This is a genomic window from Aerococcus sanguinicola (assembly GCF_008726925.1).
Lineage (GTDB): Bacteria > Bacillota > Bacilli > Lactobacillales > Aerococcaceae > Aerococcus.
Genome location: NZ_VYWO01000001.1, coordinates 770,207 through 785,399 on the forward strand (window position 1 = coordinate 770,207; position 15,193 = coordinate 785,399).

The window sequence follows — 15,193 nt, forward strand, 5'->3', positions numbered from 1 at the left end:
GCTTTTTTCACTTTATCTTTTCAATTAAAAACTCACCTAGCTCCGGCGAGCATCGACTGCTGCTAAGACCGCTTCCTTAACTTCCTCGGAGCCTTGGAGAGCTTGGTCTGCCCGCTCTTGGTAGGCTTGGGCCTTGTCCTCATCCTTAATCAGTTTCACATTCTCTAAGACATTATATTTGGCGCAGTGCAAGGCCGTATAGAGGTGTTGAACCCCTACTTCCACGTCAGCCAAGACCGATTTTCGTCCGATTTCAGCAATTTCCTTTAACAAGCGCATGGCCTTGAGGCTAGTCTCCATCACTTGCAGAGGCACTTCTGTGGCTCCCAACAAGGCTTCTTGGATAGCAGCTGTGCGCTGAGCTTTCTCCTCTTCCGTTTCCCGAGGCAAGGCATACTGGGCAAACATGTGGCCAGATACTTCAGCATCTTTTTCGCTTAAGTCCTTCAGCTGGTCAATATAGGTGTGCCCTTGCTTAAGAATCTGATCAATCCGATCAATATCCGCATCTTTTACTTTTTCTTTAGTAATTTCGAGAACCATACAGCCTAGAGCCGTACCCAGAGCCCCCGTTAAGGGAATCACTGAGCCTCCTCCTGGCGCAGACTTAGATGACGCCACATCAGCAATATAAGTGTTTAAATCCATTGAAAACGGACCCCCTTCACAAAGTTCACTTACAACTATTCTATCATAAAAACGCTTTCTTTAAAAGTTAATCCTTTGTGATGTTATATGACACTAAAACTTCTTTTACTTAATTATCCCAAGCTATAATATAAAGCTCAATATTTCAGCTTTATTTATGTAATATTTTGTGACAAGAGATGTGAATTATCCATTGCATTCTTGCTTCTTATGTTTCATAATGAAGCTATTGTAAGTGGTAAAAAGGAAAAACAAGAGATAGGAGTATTTTTATGGCAAAGATTACAGCTGATCAAATCCGTGAAGAAGCCGAAGCGAAAGATGTCCACTTCCTCCGCCTGGCCTTCTCTGATGTTAACGGTGTCTTAAAGAATGTTGAAGTCCCGATTAGCCAGCTCGATAAGGTACTGAGCAATAAGATGATGTTCGATGGTTCTTCTATTGAAGGCTTTGTACGCATCGAAGAATCGGACATGTACCTCATTCCTGACCTGGATACCTGGATGATCTTTCCTTGGACCACCGAATCGGGTAAGCACATTGGCATCTTGATCTGTGATATCTTCCTCCCTGATGGCCGGCCCTTCCCTGGAGACCCCCGAGGCAATTTAAAACGGATGGTCGCCAAGATGAATGCCAAGGGCTTCACCGACTTCAACCTTGGACCAGAAGCTGAATTCTTCCTCTTTAAGCGTGATGAGAACGGCCTACCGATTACCCAAGTTAACGACCATGGTGGCTACTTTGACCTGGCCCCAGTTGACCTGGGCGAGAACTGCCGGCGCGATATTGTCTTGACCCTGGAAGAAATGGGCTTTGAAGTGGAAGCTTCCCACCATGAAGGCGCTATCGGCCAACACGAAATTGACTTTATGTACGATAGCGTAGTTTCCGCTTGTGACCGGATTCAGATGTTCAAGCTAATCGTTAAGAGTATTGCTCGCAAGCACAATTTACATGCGACTTTCATGCCAAAACCAGTAGCTAATATTGCGGGATCTGGCATGCACTGTAATATGTCGCTCTTTAATAACCAGGGCAATGCCTTCTATGATCCTGATGACGAAATCGGCTTATCAGAAACAGCCTATCAATTCATGGCTGGCATTCTGGACCATGCCAAGGCCATCACAGCGGTGGGCAATCCTATTGTGAACTCCTATAAGCGCTTGGTCCCTGGTTACGAAGCGCCTGTCTATATCGCCTGGTCGCAACAAAACCGCTCGCCTCTCGTCCGCATTCCATCCGCACGTGGAAATTCCACCCGTATCGAATTACGGTCCGTCGATCCTTCTGCCAACCCTTATTTAATCATGGCTAGCTTGATTGGAGCAGGGCTCGATGGCATCGAACGCGAACTCCAACCTGACGCACCGACCGACCGCAATATCTATAGCATGACTGAGAGCGAACTAGCTGATGCTGGCATTGAACAGTTGCCAATGACCCTAGATTACGCCCTTGATGAACTCGAAATTGATGACGTGGTTAAGTCTTCTCTCGGCCAACACATTACGGATAACTTTATTTCAAGCAAACGTTTAGAATGTAATGAATATGCCATGCAAGTCTCCCAGTGGGAATTAGACCATTACTTCCAAGCCTATTAGCCACTTCTTAACCAATCGTACGAGAAAAGAAAAGCCATCAGCAGAAAGGAATTTCCCTCCTGTTGATGGCTTTTGTTCTTCTTTTAGTCTGTTAATCCCTAAAAATCATCCCAATCCTCTTCACTTACTCTGGATTTCGCAGATTGGAAGCTAGGCCGCGGTCCGCGCGCATCTGATTCAGCATATTGATGACTATCTGGGCGCCCCATCCGTCCTTTGGCTTGGATGCGAGTCAAATAGAATTGGCTCTGGGCTAAGCTGCGATAAGGTAAGATATAGACGGTCAGTAAGCCCGCACAGAAGAGATTGACCAGGTCCCAGCCTAAAAAACTCAAATTCAAGCGCAGATAGGCCCATTTGCCGCCCTGCATGAGCCGTTCACTTTCCCGAATCGCGTCATTATAAGCCAGATCATCCTGGTCATTCAAAATAAAGGTCACCATACTGTAAGAAAGCGCCTTATAGATTCCCGGAAGAACAAATAAACAAGTCCAAAAAAAGATATAAATATATTGCAGAAGCTTAGTCATCCCATAGCGCCAGAAATTCTGGATCAAAGGGTTTAACAAGGTCTGGCCCCATTTGATCTCCTCACCTCGCCAATCCTGCAAAAAAATTTGCCGGTAAACGACGGAACAAGCCTGGACGAGTAAATAGAGGAAAAAGGAAAAAATTAAGCCAAAGGGCCAAAAAATAGCAGGGGCTGAAGATAAAAAAGTTGTCAAGAGCATGTAGGCGATGCTGATCATCACGTAACGCGGCCAATTAGCCTGCATCCTTTGTCTCGCCTGCTCCTTCATGTCAGCGATTTCCACTCTAGAACCTCCTTTTTAACTTACTATAGCAAATTAAGCCCCTGCCGCCTTCCGTCTTAAGGCTTATTTCTTAAACAAATCCTCCTAGTCATCGCGATTACCGCCAAATAAGAGGATAATTCGTAAAAGGGAGAGGGCAGAAGCTAAGGTTGCTGCGATATAGGTGTAAGCCGCTGCACGCAGGGTCTTCTTCACATAGGGCAGCTCAGCCGCCGATAAGATCTGCCCCTCTTCTAAGATCGTTAAAGCCCGGTTAGAGGCATTGAATTCAACGGGCAGGGTCACTAAATGAAAGACTAGGGTTAGGGCAAAAAGTACAATCCCTAATTTAATCAGGAAGCTATTCATACCAAAGAGGACACCCAGCATAAGGATAGGAAAAGACGCACTGGAACCAAAGTTAACAACTGGTACCAGGCGCTCCCTAAAGCGCATGAAGCTATAATCTTTGGCATCCTGGACTGCATGGCCACACTCATGGGCCGCCACACCGATAGCCGTCACGGAAGTCTTATTGTAAACAGGCTCCGATAGACGGAGCACCTTGCCTCGGGGGTCGTAGTGGTCAGTGAGCTCGCCGGCAACGCCTTCGACTTGCACGTCATGAATGCCTGACTGCTGGAGAATATACTCCGCCACCTCACGTCCTGTAAAGCCCCGTTCATTCTGATACTTACTATATTTACGAAAGGTCCGGTTCACATTAGCACTAGCCAGGGCTGCGATCCCCATCCCAATTAGGACAAGGATAATCGTTCGGTCAAAAAAAGGGAAAAACATCCGATATCACTCCTTCATCAATCTTTCTACTAGTATAACGAATTTTGGTCAATTTAACGACTCTTTCAATCGCTCATCTAGTAAATCCATGACTTCCTCTTGTTCAGGCATGGCATAGAGGTAGAAATCAGCTGGCATTAAATCGAAACGATAAAAACGGCAAGCTACCCCCTTAGCCCGCAAACGCCGGTAGGTTCGAAGACTAGCCGCTTGCTCACTATCCTCAGTGCCAACAATAAAGTCCGTTGCCGGTTCCCGGCTGAATTCTGTTTGGTCTAGCAGGGCGTCAAGGGCTTCTGCGTCAAAGGCTTCTTCCATCACTTGGTCCTCTAGTCCCCCTCCCAGCTCAGCCCCTCCACTGGCGAACCAGGGGGAGAGGAGGACTTGCCCTTCTAAGCCTTCTTGGAAGTAGGGAGCTAGGGCCAGGGAAAAGACTGCCCCTGACTCACTAGCAAGGAAATGAAATGCATGCACGTCTTTATCCCTTAAAATCTCTTGGACGAGCTCCTTCAGTCGGTCAGCCTCTGCATCGACTTTTCTTAGGGTTAAGGGCTGGATGACCGGGATATAGCAGCGCAGCTGGAGGCGGTCAACCACTTGCTTTAAGAAGTGCCACTCCCGGTCAGTAACCGCTTTAACCCGCTTACCGCCATGCCAGTAGATAAGGGCGGGCCCTCCTTGGCTGTTGGCTCCAAGCATTTCATAATAAGGGCCAGCCTCTGTCTGCTTCAGGTCCATATTATAACGGGCAGCTTGGTCAGGATCCAACAAGCCATCTCCTAATTCCTTGCTTTGACGGCTAAGTTTTTCTTGGACTTGGTCCGAGCTTTGCCAGTAATCCTTGGCCTGGGCTAATTTATGTTTGTCACTCAGGAGCTTACTTCTCACACTCCGCCCCTGACTTAGGGCATGGTAAGCATAGCCCAATCCTGTCAAAGCCAGGGCATAAGCCAGGCGCCACACACGTTTTTGATTAGATGAATGTCTTCCCATATTTTCTCTCCTTCGCTCACTTTGCTTTCATTATAATCATTTTACTCTCTGGCTCCCACCGTCTTAGGACGGATTATCTGGTGTTTTATAGGAGAATATTAAGGGTTTATACTTTTCACTTTTAAATGACTAACATTTCTTATATACTTAATAACTGATATACATTTTTATAAAATTTTAATGAGGTGAACATTTTGAAGAAACGATTGAAATGGGTGCTAGCAGCTAGTAGCCTCTTCTTCCTCGGCGCCTGCTCGTCCAGTCCAGAAGCAAGCGTGGATAAATTGTACGATTCTGCCGCAACAATGACAGGCTCGCTCAACCATCTCCAAGTGGGAGAAGACAAACTGCAAGAAGCCTTCGACCATGATATAGCGGCTGATGAAAGCTTGAAAAGCCTGAGCCAGCGCGGCAGCGAAACCCAACAAAACCTTTCCTACCGGGAAAAGAATTACGAGCAATTAAAGTCAGCTTTCGATGACTTTAGCCAGAGCATGCAGGCCTTAGAAGAAGGCAAAAATTCTTCTGATGAAGCAGCCTATGCCCATACAGATGTGGCGGAACCTGCCCAGACTGTGATTGATAACCTATCCGCCTACTTGGATAGCTACCAACAAATGCTCGACAAGGAAAGCGACTACTACCAGTCCCTCAAATCGGAGGAGGCTAACTTTGAGACCTTCCAAGGCGGGATGAAAGAAATCAACCAATTACATCAACAAGCCCAAGACAAGCTAAAGGCAAGTGAAAAAGCCTTGGAAACCCTCAACCAGTTAAGCGAGCAAAGAAAGGAGGCCGACAATGGCAAATAGAGGCCCAGAAAATCGAAAAAAACAAGTTAGAAAAGAAAAAAATAATTCTTGGAAGATTATTTCTGCCGCTTTGATGGCGATCCTTGTTGTCGCTATTTTAGGTATTTTATTATTCCGCAACGTCTTCTCCTCAGCAGGCAATACGGACTACCAAAAGGCTGACGTCTCGACAACGGACTTACAGGTTTACGACCAAAAACTGATCGGCCGACCAGCCACCCTCCCCTCTCGATTCTATGTGGATAGTGGCGTCGACATTGCCTATCCTAAAGAAGGGGTCAAAGGGATCTACCTCTCAGCGACAGGGATGGGAACACCCAAGCTCCTCCAAGATAACATTAACTTAATTGACAACAGCGGCTTAAACTCAGTCGTGATCGATGTGAAGTCAGACTGGGGATCCATCACTACCCCACTTGAATCGGATAATCCATTGATTGGTAAATTCCTCGACCAAACCTTCGATGTCAAAGAAATGATGAAAATTTTTGAAGACAAGCAGATCTACCCCATTGCTCGGATTACAACTTTCAAGGATACCTTTGCCGCAGAAGAACACCCTGAGTGGAGCTTCAAGCGTTCCAATGGTGAGATTTGGAAGGACGCTAGCGGGCAGACCTTCCTGAACCCTTACAACAAAGAAACTTGGGACTATATTGTCGATGTGGCCCAAGCTGCAGCCAAGGCCGGCTTCAAGGACATCCAATTCGACTATGTCCGCTTCCCTGAAGGCTTTGAAACTTTCGGTACGAGCTTAGACTATGACATGGGGGATTACGCAGAATACGGTAAAGACAGTATCGAAGCCCGGCAACAGGCGATTACGGACTTCTTAGCCTATGCCCATGATGCCCTCCAACCTTACGGCGTCAATGTGTCTGCTGATATCTTTGGCTATGTAACGACCACTGGGAGTGCCCCTGGTATTGGCCAAAACTACCACGATATCGCCGAACAAGTGGACGCTATCTCAGCCATGATTTATCCAAGTCACTGGAATAATGGGGATTTCGGTCTGGCTGCTCCTGACTTAGAACCATACAAGGTAGTGGACATTTATACGCAAGCTGAATTAGACCAGTTAGAACAAGTCCAAGATAAACCGATTGTTCGTCCATGGCTCCAAGCCTTTACAGCTTCCTACTTAGGTTCAGGCAACTACAAAGAATATGATGCCCAAGCCTACCAGGATCAAATTGATGCCCTTGCCAAACATGGTGTCAATGAATACCTCTTCTGGAACGCTGCCAATGAATACAACCCTAATGTTGATTATAAATAAACCATAGCTTCCTTGCCTTCTGATGACTATCAGGGGCAAGGATTTTTTTATCTTTTAAAAATAATCTGCGCCTCTAATGCTTTTATGGCGCAGATTATCTCATTTTCTTATTATTTATGGCTAAATTTTAATGAAAAAGCTTTGAAAGCGTTTTATTTTATGATAGTATTAGCTTGTAACTTTTAATTGCAAATAAATTTAAGGAGGGAAACGTATAGTGAGCGTTAATTTAGAAGGACTTAAACACAGTCCACTCTTCGATTATTATGTGGAACAAGGGTTAAACCTCACCGATTTTGGGGGTTGGGCTTTGCCTATCCAATTTACCTCTCAAATCGATGAACACCACGCTGTACGTAACAAGGTTGGCTTATTTGAGACCTCACATATGGGAGAAATCATTGTCAAGGGTGAAGAAGCAGAAAACTTCCTCAACTCCTTGATTACTAACGACCTCAGTAAGTGTTCGGTTAACCAAGCCCAGTATACGGCAGTCGTTAAAGAAGATGGTGGGACACTCGATGACCTCATTAACTACCGCAAGGCGGAAGATGAATTCATGGTCACCCCTAACGGTGCCAATAAAGATAAGATTCTAGCCTGGCTAAACGAACATAATGATGGTCAAGTTGAAATCACCGATATTTCTGACCAAGTCGGCTTAATTCCTATTCAAGGGCCAAAAGCTCAAGCTGTATTGGAAAAAGTAACAGACGCAGACCTTGACAGCATTAAGCCTTTCCACTTCTTAGATGACCAAACCGTAGCCGGAATTGACCATGTCATGATTTCACGGACAGGTTATACGGGTGAAGATGGCTTTGAACTTTACTTAAAATGGGAAGATACCGCTGATTTATGGAAAGCATTGCTTGAAGCTGGGGAAGAATTCGGTATTCAAGAATGCGGCCTCGGTGCTCGAGACACCTTACGCTTAGAAGGTGGGATGTGCTTATACGGCCAAGACTTAAGCGAAGACATCAATCCTCTTGAAGGCGGCATCGGCTTTGCGGTAAAAGTTGACAAAGACGTGCCTTTCATTGGCCAAGACTATCTGAAAGCCCAAAAAGAAGGCGAACAAAAGCGTCAATCACGCGGCTTTGAACTCACTGGTAAAGGTATTGCCCGTGAAGGCTATACCGTTTATAACAAAGATGGCGAAGAAATCGGCTTTGTGACTTCTGGAACGAAATCACCAACATTTGGCAAGTCAATCGGCTATATGATTGTGGACAAGGGAGCAACCGAATTAGGGGATGAAGTCCTGATCCAAGTACGGAAGAAACAAGTCCCTGCTGAAGTTTGCAAGAAAGATTGGTTACGCCGCTAATTAAAGCGTTTTATTGAGTTCATTAAAATTTTATTATACAATATAAGTGTCACTTGACTGAGTGACGAATAAACTATAGAAAGAGGCAAGGAAAATGGCTAAATTTTATACTGAAGAACACGAATGGTTAGAAATTGATGGTAAGAAGGTTCGTATCGGCTTATCCGACTATGCAGTAGAACAATTAGGTGAAATTGTATACGTTGAACTTCCTGATGTAGATGATGAAGTTGAAGCAGAAGAAGATTTCTCATCTGTAGAATCCGTTAAATCAACTTCTGAAGTTTATGCACCAGCAGATGGTAAAATTGTAGAAGTTAATGAACGCTTAGATGACGAACCTGAATTCATGAATGAATCACCAGCAGACGCTTGGATTGCAGTCATTGAAACAGAAGAAGAAATTGACACTTCTGACTTCATGGACGAAGCAGCTTATAAAGAATTTACTGCTGAATAAGCCCTTTTAAAAAAAGTAACGGGTTCAGCCCCACTGAACCCGTTTTCTTAAATAAAAAAGCTATAATCGATAAACAAAGGATGTGAATCTAGTGTCAGATTACAAACACCGCTACTTACCGGTTACTGAAGAAGACCGGAAAGAAATGCTTGAAACCATCGGAGTGAAAAGCGTTGATGAGCTTTTTGAAGATATTCCAGCCTCTGTTCGAGATTCTGTCAAAGAAGCCTTCAAGCAATTGCCAGAAGCGCTCACTGAAAGTGAATTAAAGAAATACGCTGCTGAAATCGCAGCTAAGAATGTGAACGCTGATGACTATGCCTACTTCCTTGGCGCAGGAACTTACGATCATTTCATTCCCGCTGTTGTCAATTCTATCACACAACGCCAAGAATTTCTAACAGCTTACACCCCTTATCAACCAGAAGCTAGCCAAGGGGAACTCCAAGCCCTCTTTGAATACCAAACCATGTTGGCTGAGCTCACTGGGATGTACGTTACTAATGACTCGACTTATGATGGTTTTGTTTCCTTAGGTGAAGCTTGTAACCTTGCAACCAAACAAGCTAAACGAGATAAAGTCCTTCTTTCGATGGGTGTCCATCCCCAAGGCCGTGAAGTCCTTCATACTTATGGTTATGGTATGGACTATGAAGTTGAAGATATCCCACTCAAGGGTGATGTAACGGATTTCGACAAATTAAAAGAAGCTTTCTCTGCTGATGAAGTCGGCGCAGTCGTTGTCCAATACCCTAACTTCCTAGGTTCCATCGAAGATCTTAAAGCGATTAAGGAATTAATGGAAGGGTCGAAAGCCCTCTTAGTTGTTTCAGCTAATCCGCTTGCCCTAGGCGTATTAGAAAGCCCAGGTGCCTTAGGCGCAGATATTGTTGTCGGCGACACCCAACCATTTGGGATTCCAATGTCCTTCGGTGGTCCACATGCTGGTTATATCGCAACCACTAAGAAATATATGCGGAAGCTGCCTAGTCGTATCATTGGTCAAACCGTAGATGCCAATGGCCAACGCGGCTATGCCATGACCATGCAGACACGTGAGCAACATATCCGCCGCGAAAAAGCTACTTCTAATATGTCTTCTAACCAAGGTCTGATGGCCCTCACTTCAGCGATCTTCATGTCTGCTGTAGGTAAAGAAGGCATTATCGAAATGGCCAAACGCAACATCAACAAAGCACACTATCTGGCCCAATCCCTTAAAGCTAAAGGTTTTGACGTCTTAAATGAAAGCGCATTCTTTAATGAATTCATTGTTGACTTAAAACAACCTGTTGCAGAGGTGAATAAAGCCCTCCTTGACAAAGGCTTTGTTGGGGGCTACGACGTCTCTGAAGTATACGGCCAAGATAATACCGTCCTTCTGTGCGCTACGGAAAAGAGAACAAAAGAAGAGATTGATGCTTTTGTTGAAGCTCTCGTGGAGGTGACGAAATAATGACTGCATCTACTGAATATAATCAAACGATCTTTGAAATTTCTCGTCCTGGACGTCGCGCCATTAGTTTACCTAAGAATGACGTTGAGGAATATGATTTGACTCAGGACATTCCTGACCATCTCGTCCGTAAAGAACCAGCCCGCCTACCTGAAGTTTCAGAACTCCAATTATTACGGCACTACACCCTACTTTCTAACCGTAACTTCGGTCTTGAAACTGGCTTCTATCCGCTCGGTTCTTGTACCATGAAATACAATCCAAAAATTAATGAAGTCTTGGCAGCCCTACCTGGTTTCGCCCAAGTTCACCCGCTTCAACCAAGTGAAACAGCCCAAGGGTCGCTTGAAGTGCTCTATCAACTCCAAGAGATGATCAAGCTGATCACTGGGATGGATGAAGTCACCATGCAACCTTGTGCCGGAGCACACGGCGAATGGGCTGGGATGTTAACCATTAAAGCCTACCATGACCACAATGGTGAGTTGGAACAACGCCGGAATATCTTAATCCCAGACTCCGCTCACGGGACCAACCCTGCCACAGCAGCAATCGGTGGTTTCAACGTGATTGAAGTGAAATCTAATCCTGAAGGGACAATCGATGTGGATGCCGTACGTGCAGCGGTTGGCCCAGATACCGCAGGGATGATGATTACTAATCCAAGTACAGCAGGCCTATTTGAACACGATATCCTTGAAATTGCCGAAATCATCCATGAAGCTGGCGGCTTACTCTACTATGATGGGGCCAACTCTAACGCGATCTTAGGCCATACCCGCCCAGGCGACATGGACTTCGATATCGTCCACTTGAACCTGCACAAGACCTTCTCAGGTCCTCACGGTGGTGGTGGCCCAGGCTCTGGCCCAATTGGAGTGAAGAAAGAACTAGCTCCCTTCTTGCCAGTCCCTCGGATTGAAAAAGAAGGCGACGAGTATGTTCTTAATAGTAACTACCCAGACTCATATGGCCGCTTGAAGGCTTACTTCGGTAACTTCGGCGTTAACTTGAAGGCATGGGCATATATCTTAACTTATGGTGGCGAAGGCCTGACCCAAGTCTCTGAAGACGCCGTACTTAATGCCAACTATCTGAAAGCCCGCTTAGAAGATTACTATTACGTGCCATTCAAACAACATTGTAAGCACGAATTCGTGATTGACTGTACCCCTCAGAAGAAATTGGGTGCCAATGCTAAGGACGTTGCCAAACGCCTCTTAGACCATAACATCCATGCACCAACAACTTACTTCCCATTAATCGTTCATGAATGCTTGATGATTGAGCCAACCGAGACCGAACACAAGGAATCGCTCGACCACTTCTGCGATGTCATGATTAAGATTGCTAAGGAAGTTGAGGAAGACGCTGAAATCGTCAACACAGCCCCACATAATACACCAGTTGCTCGCTTAGACGAAGCTCAAGCAGCTCGTAAGATTATCGTGACTTACGATTTCGACCAATTAGAAACTGAAGACAAATAAGTTTTGCTGAAAATGATCAAACGAAAAAAAGGAGCTTGGCTTAGGCCAGGCTCCTTTTGATTTAAAAACGAACATCTACTTGATAATTCTCATGAATTTCAGGGTCCATGTTGAGCAAGTCTTCAACTGCTGCTTGGGCTTGCTTTTCTGCTTCTTCTAATAAGCCCTTGTCGACAGCCTTCTTTTCCGCCGTTTTCTTTTGCTCATTTGAGAACTTGCTGTAGTCTTCGACCTTGACTTGGTTGAAGATACTGGCTTCCTCGTCAAAGACCTTAACTGAATCCGAATCAATTTCATGGGATAAGATTTTGGCCTTAGGTAGTTTAACCTGGATCCTATCCCCATTCACGGCAATCTCTGCTTCTGTCAGGTCAACCCCGGCATGGATAATCCCATCATAAGAAACAATGAATTTTTTATTGGTAAAAGGCAGCTTAAGCCCGTAAAATTCACGGTCATTTTCATAAGCTCCCGTATTGGTATAGAAATACTTGCTCGTCGTCAGCTCCTTAGCTTCTTCTAGACGGTTGCCAACCAGTTCAGAAGTGATCTCTTCCTCACCATCTACACTGACATGCTGCCCCAAAGCAAAGGCTAGCCCCAACAGGACCAAGCCAGCGAGGACAAGGCCTCCTATTGATTTTTTACTTAAGCGCATATGACACCTCTTTTGCTTGATAATCTCGCCTTCATTCTACCATCCTTAGAAGACCTTACCCAAGCAAAAAATGCTTACTCAGCTAAAAATCAGCCCTAGGACCTAGCTGAGCCCATACTTGCCTTCCAATTCTGTCAAGTAGGCTTGGCCTTGGGCTTGGAGGCAATATTTACCATTTTCTTCTTTGATATAACCTGCCTGAACCAGGAAGTCAACTTGCTCCGTAGGTAAGGCAGGGTTAATGGCTTGGGCCTTCTTGACCCCTTGTAGGAGAATCGCCCGTTTAATTTCCTTTCTTTGCTGGTAGGACATGACCAAGGAAGTGAGCAAGCCTTTGCGGTTCAAGAAGAAGGTCAAAAGGAAACTCAAGCCAGCAACCGTCGCAGTCATCCCGGACATGGAGACATTAAGGTAGAGGGAGAGGCTATAACCCAAAACAGCATTTAATACCCCATATCCCGCTGACAAGGCCAACATAACTTTCAAGTCCTTGGCAATCAGGTAAGCTGAAGCACCTGGCGCAATGAGGAAAGAAACGACGAGGATGGCCCCTACCGCATCAAAGGCCACCACAGTAGTTAAGGAGCAGAGGGCCATTAAACTATAAGATAAGATTCCTGCTGAAAAGCCCGCAATATGGGCAAACTGCTTGTCAAAAGTAGTTAACTTAAGCTCCTTGAAGAAGATCACAATGAAGGCTAAGTTAAGCACTAAGAGGATCCCCATCTCAAACAAGGCCTTGGGAAGTTCAACATTAAAGACAGAAATGGTATTAAGCGGGGCTAAGATCACCTCGCCCATTAAGACCATGTCCGTATCCAAGTGGACATTCCCCGCATAACGTGTGATCAAGATAACAGCGACGGAAAAGAAGAAGGGGTAGATAATCCCTACCGCATCATCTCCTTTAATATAGGGAGATTGGGCCAAAAGTTCGGTTAACCAAACCATTAAGAGGCCAAAACTTGCGGCACCAACAATCAAGAGGGGCGAACGCAGGTCACCGGTGATAAAGAAGGCTAAGACAATTCCTAGGAGAACCGAGTGAGAAATCGCATCCGAAACCATAGATAACTGCCGCAAAACTAGAAAAGAGCCAATTAAAGCGCAAGTAACTGCCGTCACGATAAGGACCCAGAGACTCGCCTGGTTGGCCACCAATAAAGAGATAAAACTTTCAAGACTTGGCATTAGTATTTGCTCCTTTCAATGGCTTGACGTAAGATTCCCTTCCGGCCAAAAACCAGGGAAACCATAGCAAAAAGTGTCATCACCACAATGATCGTAGGCCCGGTTGAAAGCCCATTGTAGATGGTTGAGAAATAGGTCCCGATGACAGCAGACAAGCCGCCAAAGAAAGCCGCTAAGAGCAGAACCACATGGAAGCGGTCGGACCACATCGTTGCGGTAATGGTTGGGATAATCAAGAGGGAAGCAATTAAAATCGTTCCGACCAATTTGAGGCCAACCCCAATAATGGACATGGTCATCACCATAATGACCCCATACATAAGTGAGGTCCGGTAGCCAATGGTCTTGGCATAAACCTCATCAAAAATAAAAACTTTGATTTCCTTATAGAATAAGGCAAAGAGTAGGAGCGATAAGATCGCAATCACTAGAATTAACTTAATATCATCTTCCATAATGTAAGCAGCCTGGCCGAAGATATAATTCTTTAAGCCTGCCTGGGAAGCTGAGGCATATTCAGGATGACCCTGGATATAGCTCTTTAAAACCATCCCTAAACCAAAGAAGGAAGACAGGGTAACCGCTAGAGCGGCATCCAAGCGTAACTTCGATTGGCGGTTAACCAATTGGATGAGGACAAAGGCGAGAATCCCCGTTCCCATTGCCCCTAATAGGAGGATTAAAGGATCCCTTACCAAAAAAATCATAAAGGCTAAAACAATGCCTGGATAAGCGGCATGGCCAATGGCATCGCCAATCAGGGACTGGCCCTTAAGAACAGAGATGGACCCTACCACCCCCGCTGCACTGGCTAACAAAAAGGTTCCTGTTGCAATCAATAAAAAAGAATAAGAGGTCAAAATTTCCCAATTAAGCATGGTAAACACCTGCCACTTCTCGGGCCAGCATGTCCGCTTTAACGAGGTTCTCTGCTGTAAAGCTGGTCTCAACAGGCCCCTGGGCAATGACTTGCTTGTTTAGGATGACCAGGTGATCAAAGTAATCCCGAATGGTGTTCAAATCATGGTGGACCACAATACTCGTCTTCCCTTGGCTTTGGGCATCACGGAGGAAGTCAATAATAATCTTTTCCGTTCGCTTATCCACCCCTGCCAAGGGTTCATCCATGAAGTAAATGTCGGCATCCTGGGCAATGGCCCGTGCAATGAAGACCCGCTGCCGCTGGCCACCAGATAATTGAGAAATTTGACGCTTCTTATAGTCTGACAGACCAATCATAGCCAGGGCTTCCTCTGCCTTCTTGCGGTCAGCTTGGCTCGGACGCTTTAACCAACCCAGGTGAACATAACGCCCCATCAAGACCACATCTTCAACTGTAGTTGGAAAGTCCCAATTGACAGAAGAAGTCTGCGGAATATAGGCGATCTTTTTGTGGACCTCTTTGAAGTCCTGACCCATAATCTTGACTTGGCCGGATAAGGTCTTCTCCAAATCGAGGATACCCTTAATCAGGGTGGACTTCCCTGCCCCATTCGGTCCAATAATTGCTGTAATGGAATTCTCCATAATATCTAAACTAACGTCCCATAGCACCGGTTTCTCATGGTAGGCCATGGTTAGGTGGTTCACACTGATAATTGCTTGACTCATTCCAATTCCTCCTCATATATCCTTGGATAAAAAGGCTGGAGTTTAAGAAGCAAGTTT

At 45.4% G+C, this 15,193-nt stretch carries 15 protein-coding genes; 7 read left to right on the top strand and 8 right to left on the bottom strand.

Going from position 1 to position 15,193, the window contains the following annotated elements:
- Positions 1-36: 36 nt before the first annotated feature.
- Complete coding sequence (locus tag F6I03_RS03670) at positions 37-648, bottom strand: cyclodeaminase/cyclohydrolase family protein (RefSeq protein ID WP_083290577.1); 612 nt, start codon at positions 646-648, stop codon at positions 37-39.
- Between the two features lie 266 nt (positions 649-914).
- Here F6I03_RS03670 and F6I03_RS03675 point away from each other — a divergent pair, with 266 nt between their 5' ends.
- Positions 915-2,258: a glutamine synthetase family protein gene (locus F6I03_RS03675; protein WP_210383794.1), complete on the top strand. Its 1,344-nt coding sequence runs from the start codon at positions 915-917 to the stop codon at positions 2,256-2,258.
- Between the two features lie 98 nt (positions 2,259-2,356).
- On the opposite strand, the gene F6I03_RS03680 is transcribed toward F6I03_RS03675, so the two are convergent.
- From F6I03_RS03680 to F6I03_RS03690, 3 genes are all read right to left on the bottom strand, one after another.
- Entirely contained in the window at positions 2,357-3,073 is a 717-nt protein-coding gene (locus F6I03_RS03680; protein WP_070431106.1) for a DUF975 family protein, read from the bottom strand.
- A gap of 84 nt (positions 3,074-3,157) precedes the next feature.
- Entirely contained in the window at positions 3,158-3,853 is a 696-nt protein-coding gene (locus F6I03_RS03685; RefSeq protein ID WP_070431105.1) for a zinc metallopeptidase, read from the bottom strand.
- Positions 3,854-3,901: 48 nt separating this feature from the next.
- A complete protein-coding gene (locus tag F6I03_RS03690; protein ID WP_070431104.1) occupies positions 3,902-4,846 on the bottom strand; it encodes a hypothetical protein in 945 nt (314 codons plus the stop codon).
- 194 nt (positions 4,847-5,040) lie between these two features.
- Here F6I03_RS03690 and F6I03_RS03695 point away from each other — a divergent pair, with 194 nt between their 5' ends.
- The 6 genes from F6I03_RS03695 (at position 5,041) to gcvPB (ending at position 11,676) form a co-directional block, all read left to right on the top strand.
- Complete coding sequence (locus F6I03_RS03695; protein ID WP_070431103.1) at positions 5,041-5,658, top strand: YkyA family protein; 618 nt, start codon at positions 5,041-5,043, stop codon at positions 5,656-5,658.
- On the top strand, positions 5,648-6,940 hold the full coding sequence (locus F6I03_RS03700) for a putative glycoside hydrolase (RefSeq protein ID WP_083290576.1): 1,293 nt from the start codon (positions 5,648-5,650) through the stop codon (positions 6,938-6,940). The genes F6I03_RS03695 and F6I03_RS03700 overlap by 11 nt, the downstream gene beginning before the upstream one ends.
- Before the next feature lie 217 nt (positions 6,941-7,157).
- On the top strand, positions 7,158-8,270 hold the full coding sequence (gcvT, locus tag F6I03_RS03705; protein WP_070431102.1) for a glycine cleavage system aminomethyltransferase GcvT: 1,113 nt from the start codon (positions 7,158-7,160) through the stop codon (positions 8,268-8,270).
- A gap of 94 nt (positions 8,271-8,364) precedes the next feature.
- Positions 8,365-8,730 (top strand): glycine cleavage system protein GcvH, encoded by a 366-nt coding sequence (gcvH, locus tag F6I03_RS03710; protein ID WP_070431101.1) that lies wholly within the window; start codon positions 8,365-8,367, stop codon positions 8,728-8,730.
- Between the two features lie 91 nt (positions 8,731-8,821).
- Entirely contained in the window at positions 8,822-10,186 is a 1,365-nt protein-coding gene (gene gcvPA / locus F6I03_RS03715) for an aminomethyl-transferring glycine dehydrogenase subunit GcvPA (protein WP_083290575.1), read from the top strand.
- Positions 10,186-11,676, top strand: coding sequence for an aminomethyl-transferring glycine dehydrogenase subunit GcvPB (gene gcvPB, locus F6I03_RS03720; RefSeq protein WP_070431100.1), 1,491 nt, complete (start codon positions 10,186-10,188; stop codon positions 11,674-11,676). The genes gcvPA and gcvPB overlap by 1 nt, the downstream gene beginning before the upstream one ends.
- A 61-nt stretch (positions 11,677-11,737) precedes the next feature.
- Here the strand turns inward: gcvPB and F6I03_RS03725 are convergent, their stop codons facing one another.
- The 4 genes from F6I03_RS03725 to F6I03_RS03740 all read right to left on the bottom strand — a co-directional run bounded on the left by F6I03_RS03725 (position 11,738) and on the right by F6I03_RS03740 (position 15,136).
- On the bottom strand, positions 11,738-12,334 hold the full coding sequence (locus F6I03_RS03725; protein ID WP_070431099.1) for a DUF4230 domain-containing protein: 597 nt from the start codon (positions 12,332-12,334) through the stop codon (positions 11,738-11,740).
- Between the two features lie 102 nt (positions 12,335-12,436).
- On the bottom strand, positions 12,437-13,525 hold the full coding sequence (locus F6I03_RS03730) for a metal ABC transporter permease (protein WP_070626253.1): 1,089 nt from the start codon (positions 13,523-13,525) through the stop codon (positions 12,437-12,439).
- On the bottom strand, positions 13,525-14,403 hold the full coding sequence (locus F6I03_RS03735) for a metal ABC transporter permease (RefSeq protein ID WP_070431097.1): 879 nt from the start codon (positions 14,401-14,403) through the stop codon (positions 13,525-13,527). The genes F6I03_RS03730 and F6I03_RS03735 overlap by 1 nt, the downstream gene beginning before the upstream one ends.
- Positions 14,396-15,136 carry a metal ABC transporter ATP-binding protein gene (locus tag F6I03_RS03740; protein WP_070431096.1) on the bottom strand — a complete coding sequence of 247 codons (741 nt, stop codon included), beginning with the start codon at positions 15,134-15,136 and terminating at the stop codon, positions 14,396-14,398. Before F6I03_RS03740 ends, F6I03_RS03735 begins: the two co-directional genes overlap by 8 nt.
- Positions 15,137-15,193: the final 57 nt, after the last annotated feature.

Excerpts from the sequence above, each read along its gene's own strand:
- F6I03_RS03670 (WP_083290577.1), bottom strand. The coding sequence starts at position 648 with ATGGATTTAAACACTTATATTGCTGATGTGGCGTCATCTAAGTCTGCG.
- F6I03_RS03725 (WP_070431099.1), bottom strand. The coding sequence starts at position 12,334 with ATGCGCTTAAGTAAAAAATCAATAGGAGGCCTTGTCCTCGCTGGCTTG.
- F6I03_RS03685 (WP_070431105.1), bottom strand. The coding sequence starts at position 3,853 with ATGTTTTTCCCTTTTTTTGACCGAACGATTATCCTTGTCCTAATTGGG.
- F6I03_RS03730 (WP_070626253.1), bottom strand. The coding sequence starts at position 13,525 with ATGCCAAGTCTTGAAAGTTTTATCTCTTTATTGGTGGCCAACCAGGCG.
- F6I03_RS03690 (WP_070431104.1), bottom strand. The coding sequence starts at position 4,846 with ATGGGAAGACATTCATCTAATCAAAAACGTGTGTGGCGCCTGGCTTAT.
- gcvPB (WP_070431100.1), top strand. The coding sequence starts at position 10,186 with ATGACTGCATCTACTGAATATAATCAAACGATCTTTGAAATTTCTCGT.
- gcvH (WP_070431101.1), top strand. The coding sequence starts at position 8,365 with ATGGCTAAATTTTATACTGAAGAACACGAATGGTTAGAAATTGATGGT.
- F6I03_RS03740 (WP_070431096.1), bottom strand. The coding sequence starts at position 15,136 with ATGAGTCAAGCAATTATCAGTGTGAACCACCTAACCATGGCCTACCAT.
- F6I03_RS03735 (WP_070431097.1), bottom strand. The coding sequence starts at position 14,403 with ATGCTTAATTGGGAAATTTTGACCTCTTATTCTTTTTTATTGATTGCA.
- F6I03_RS03700 (WP_083290576.1), top strand. The coding sequence starts at position 5,648 with ATGGCAAATAGAGGCCCAGAAAATCGAAAAAAACAAGTTAGAAAAGAA.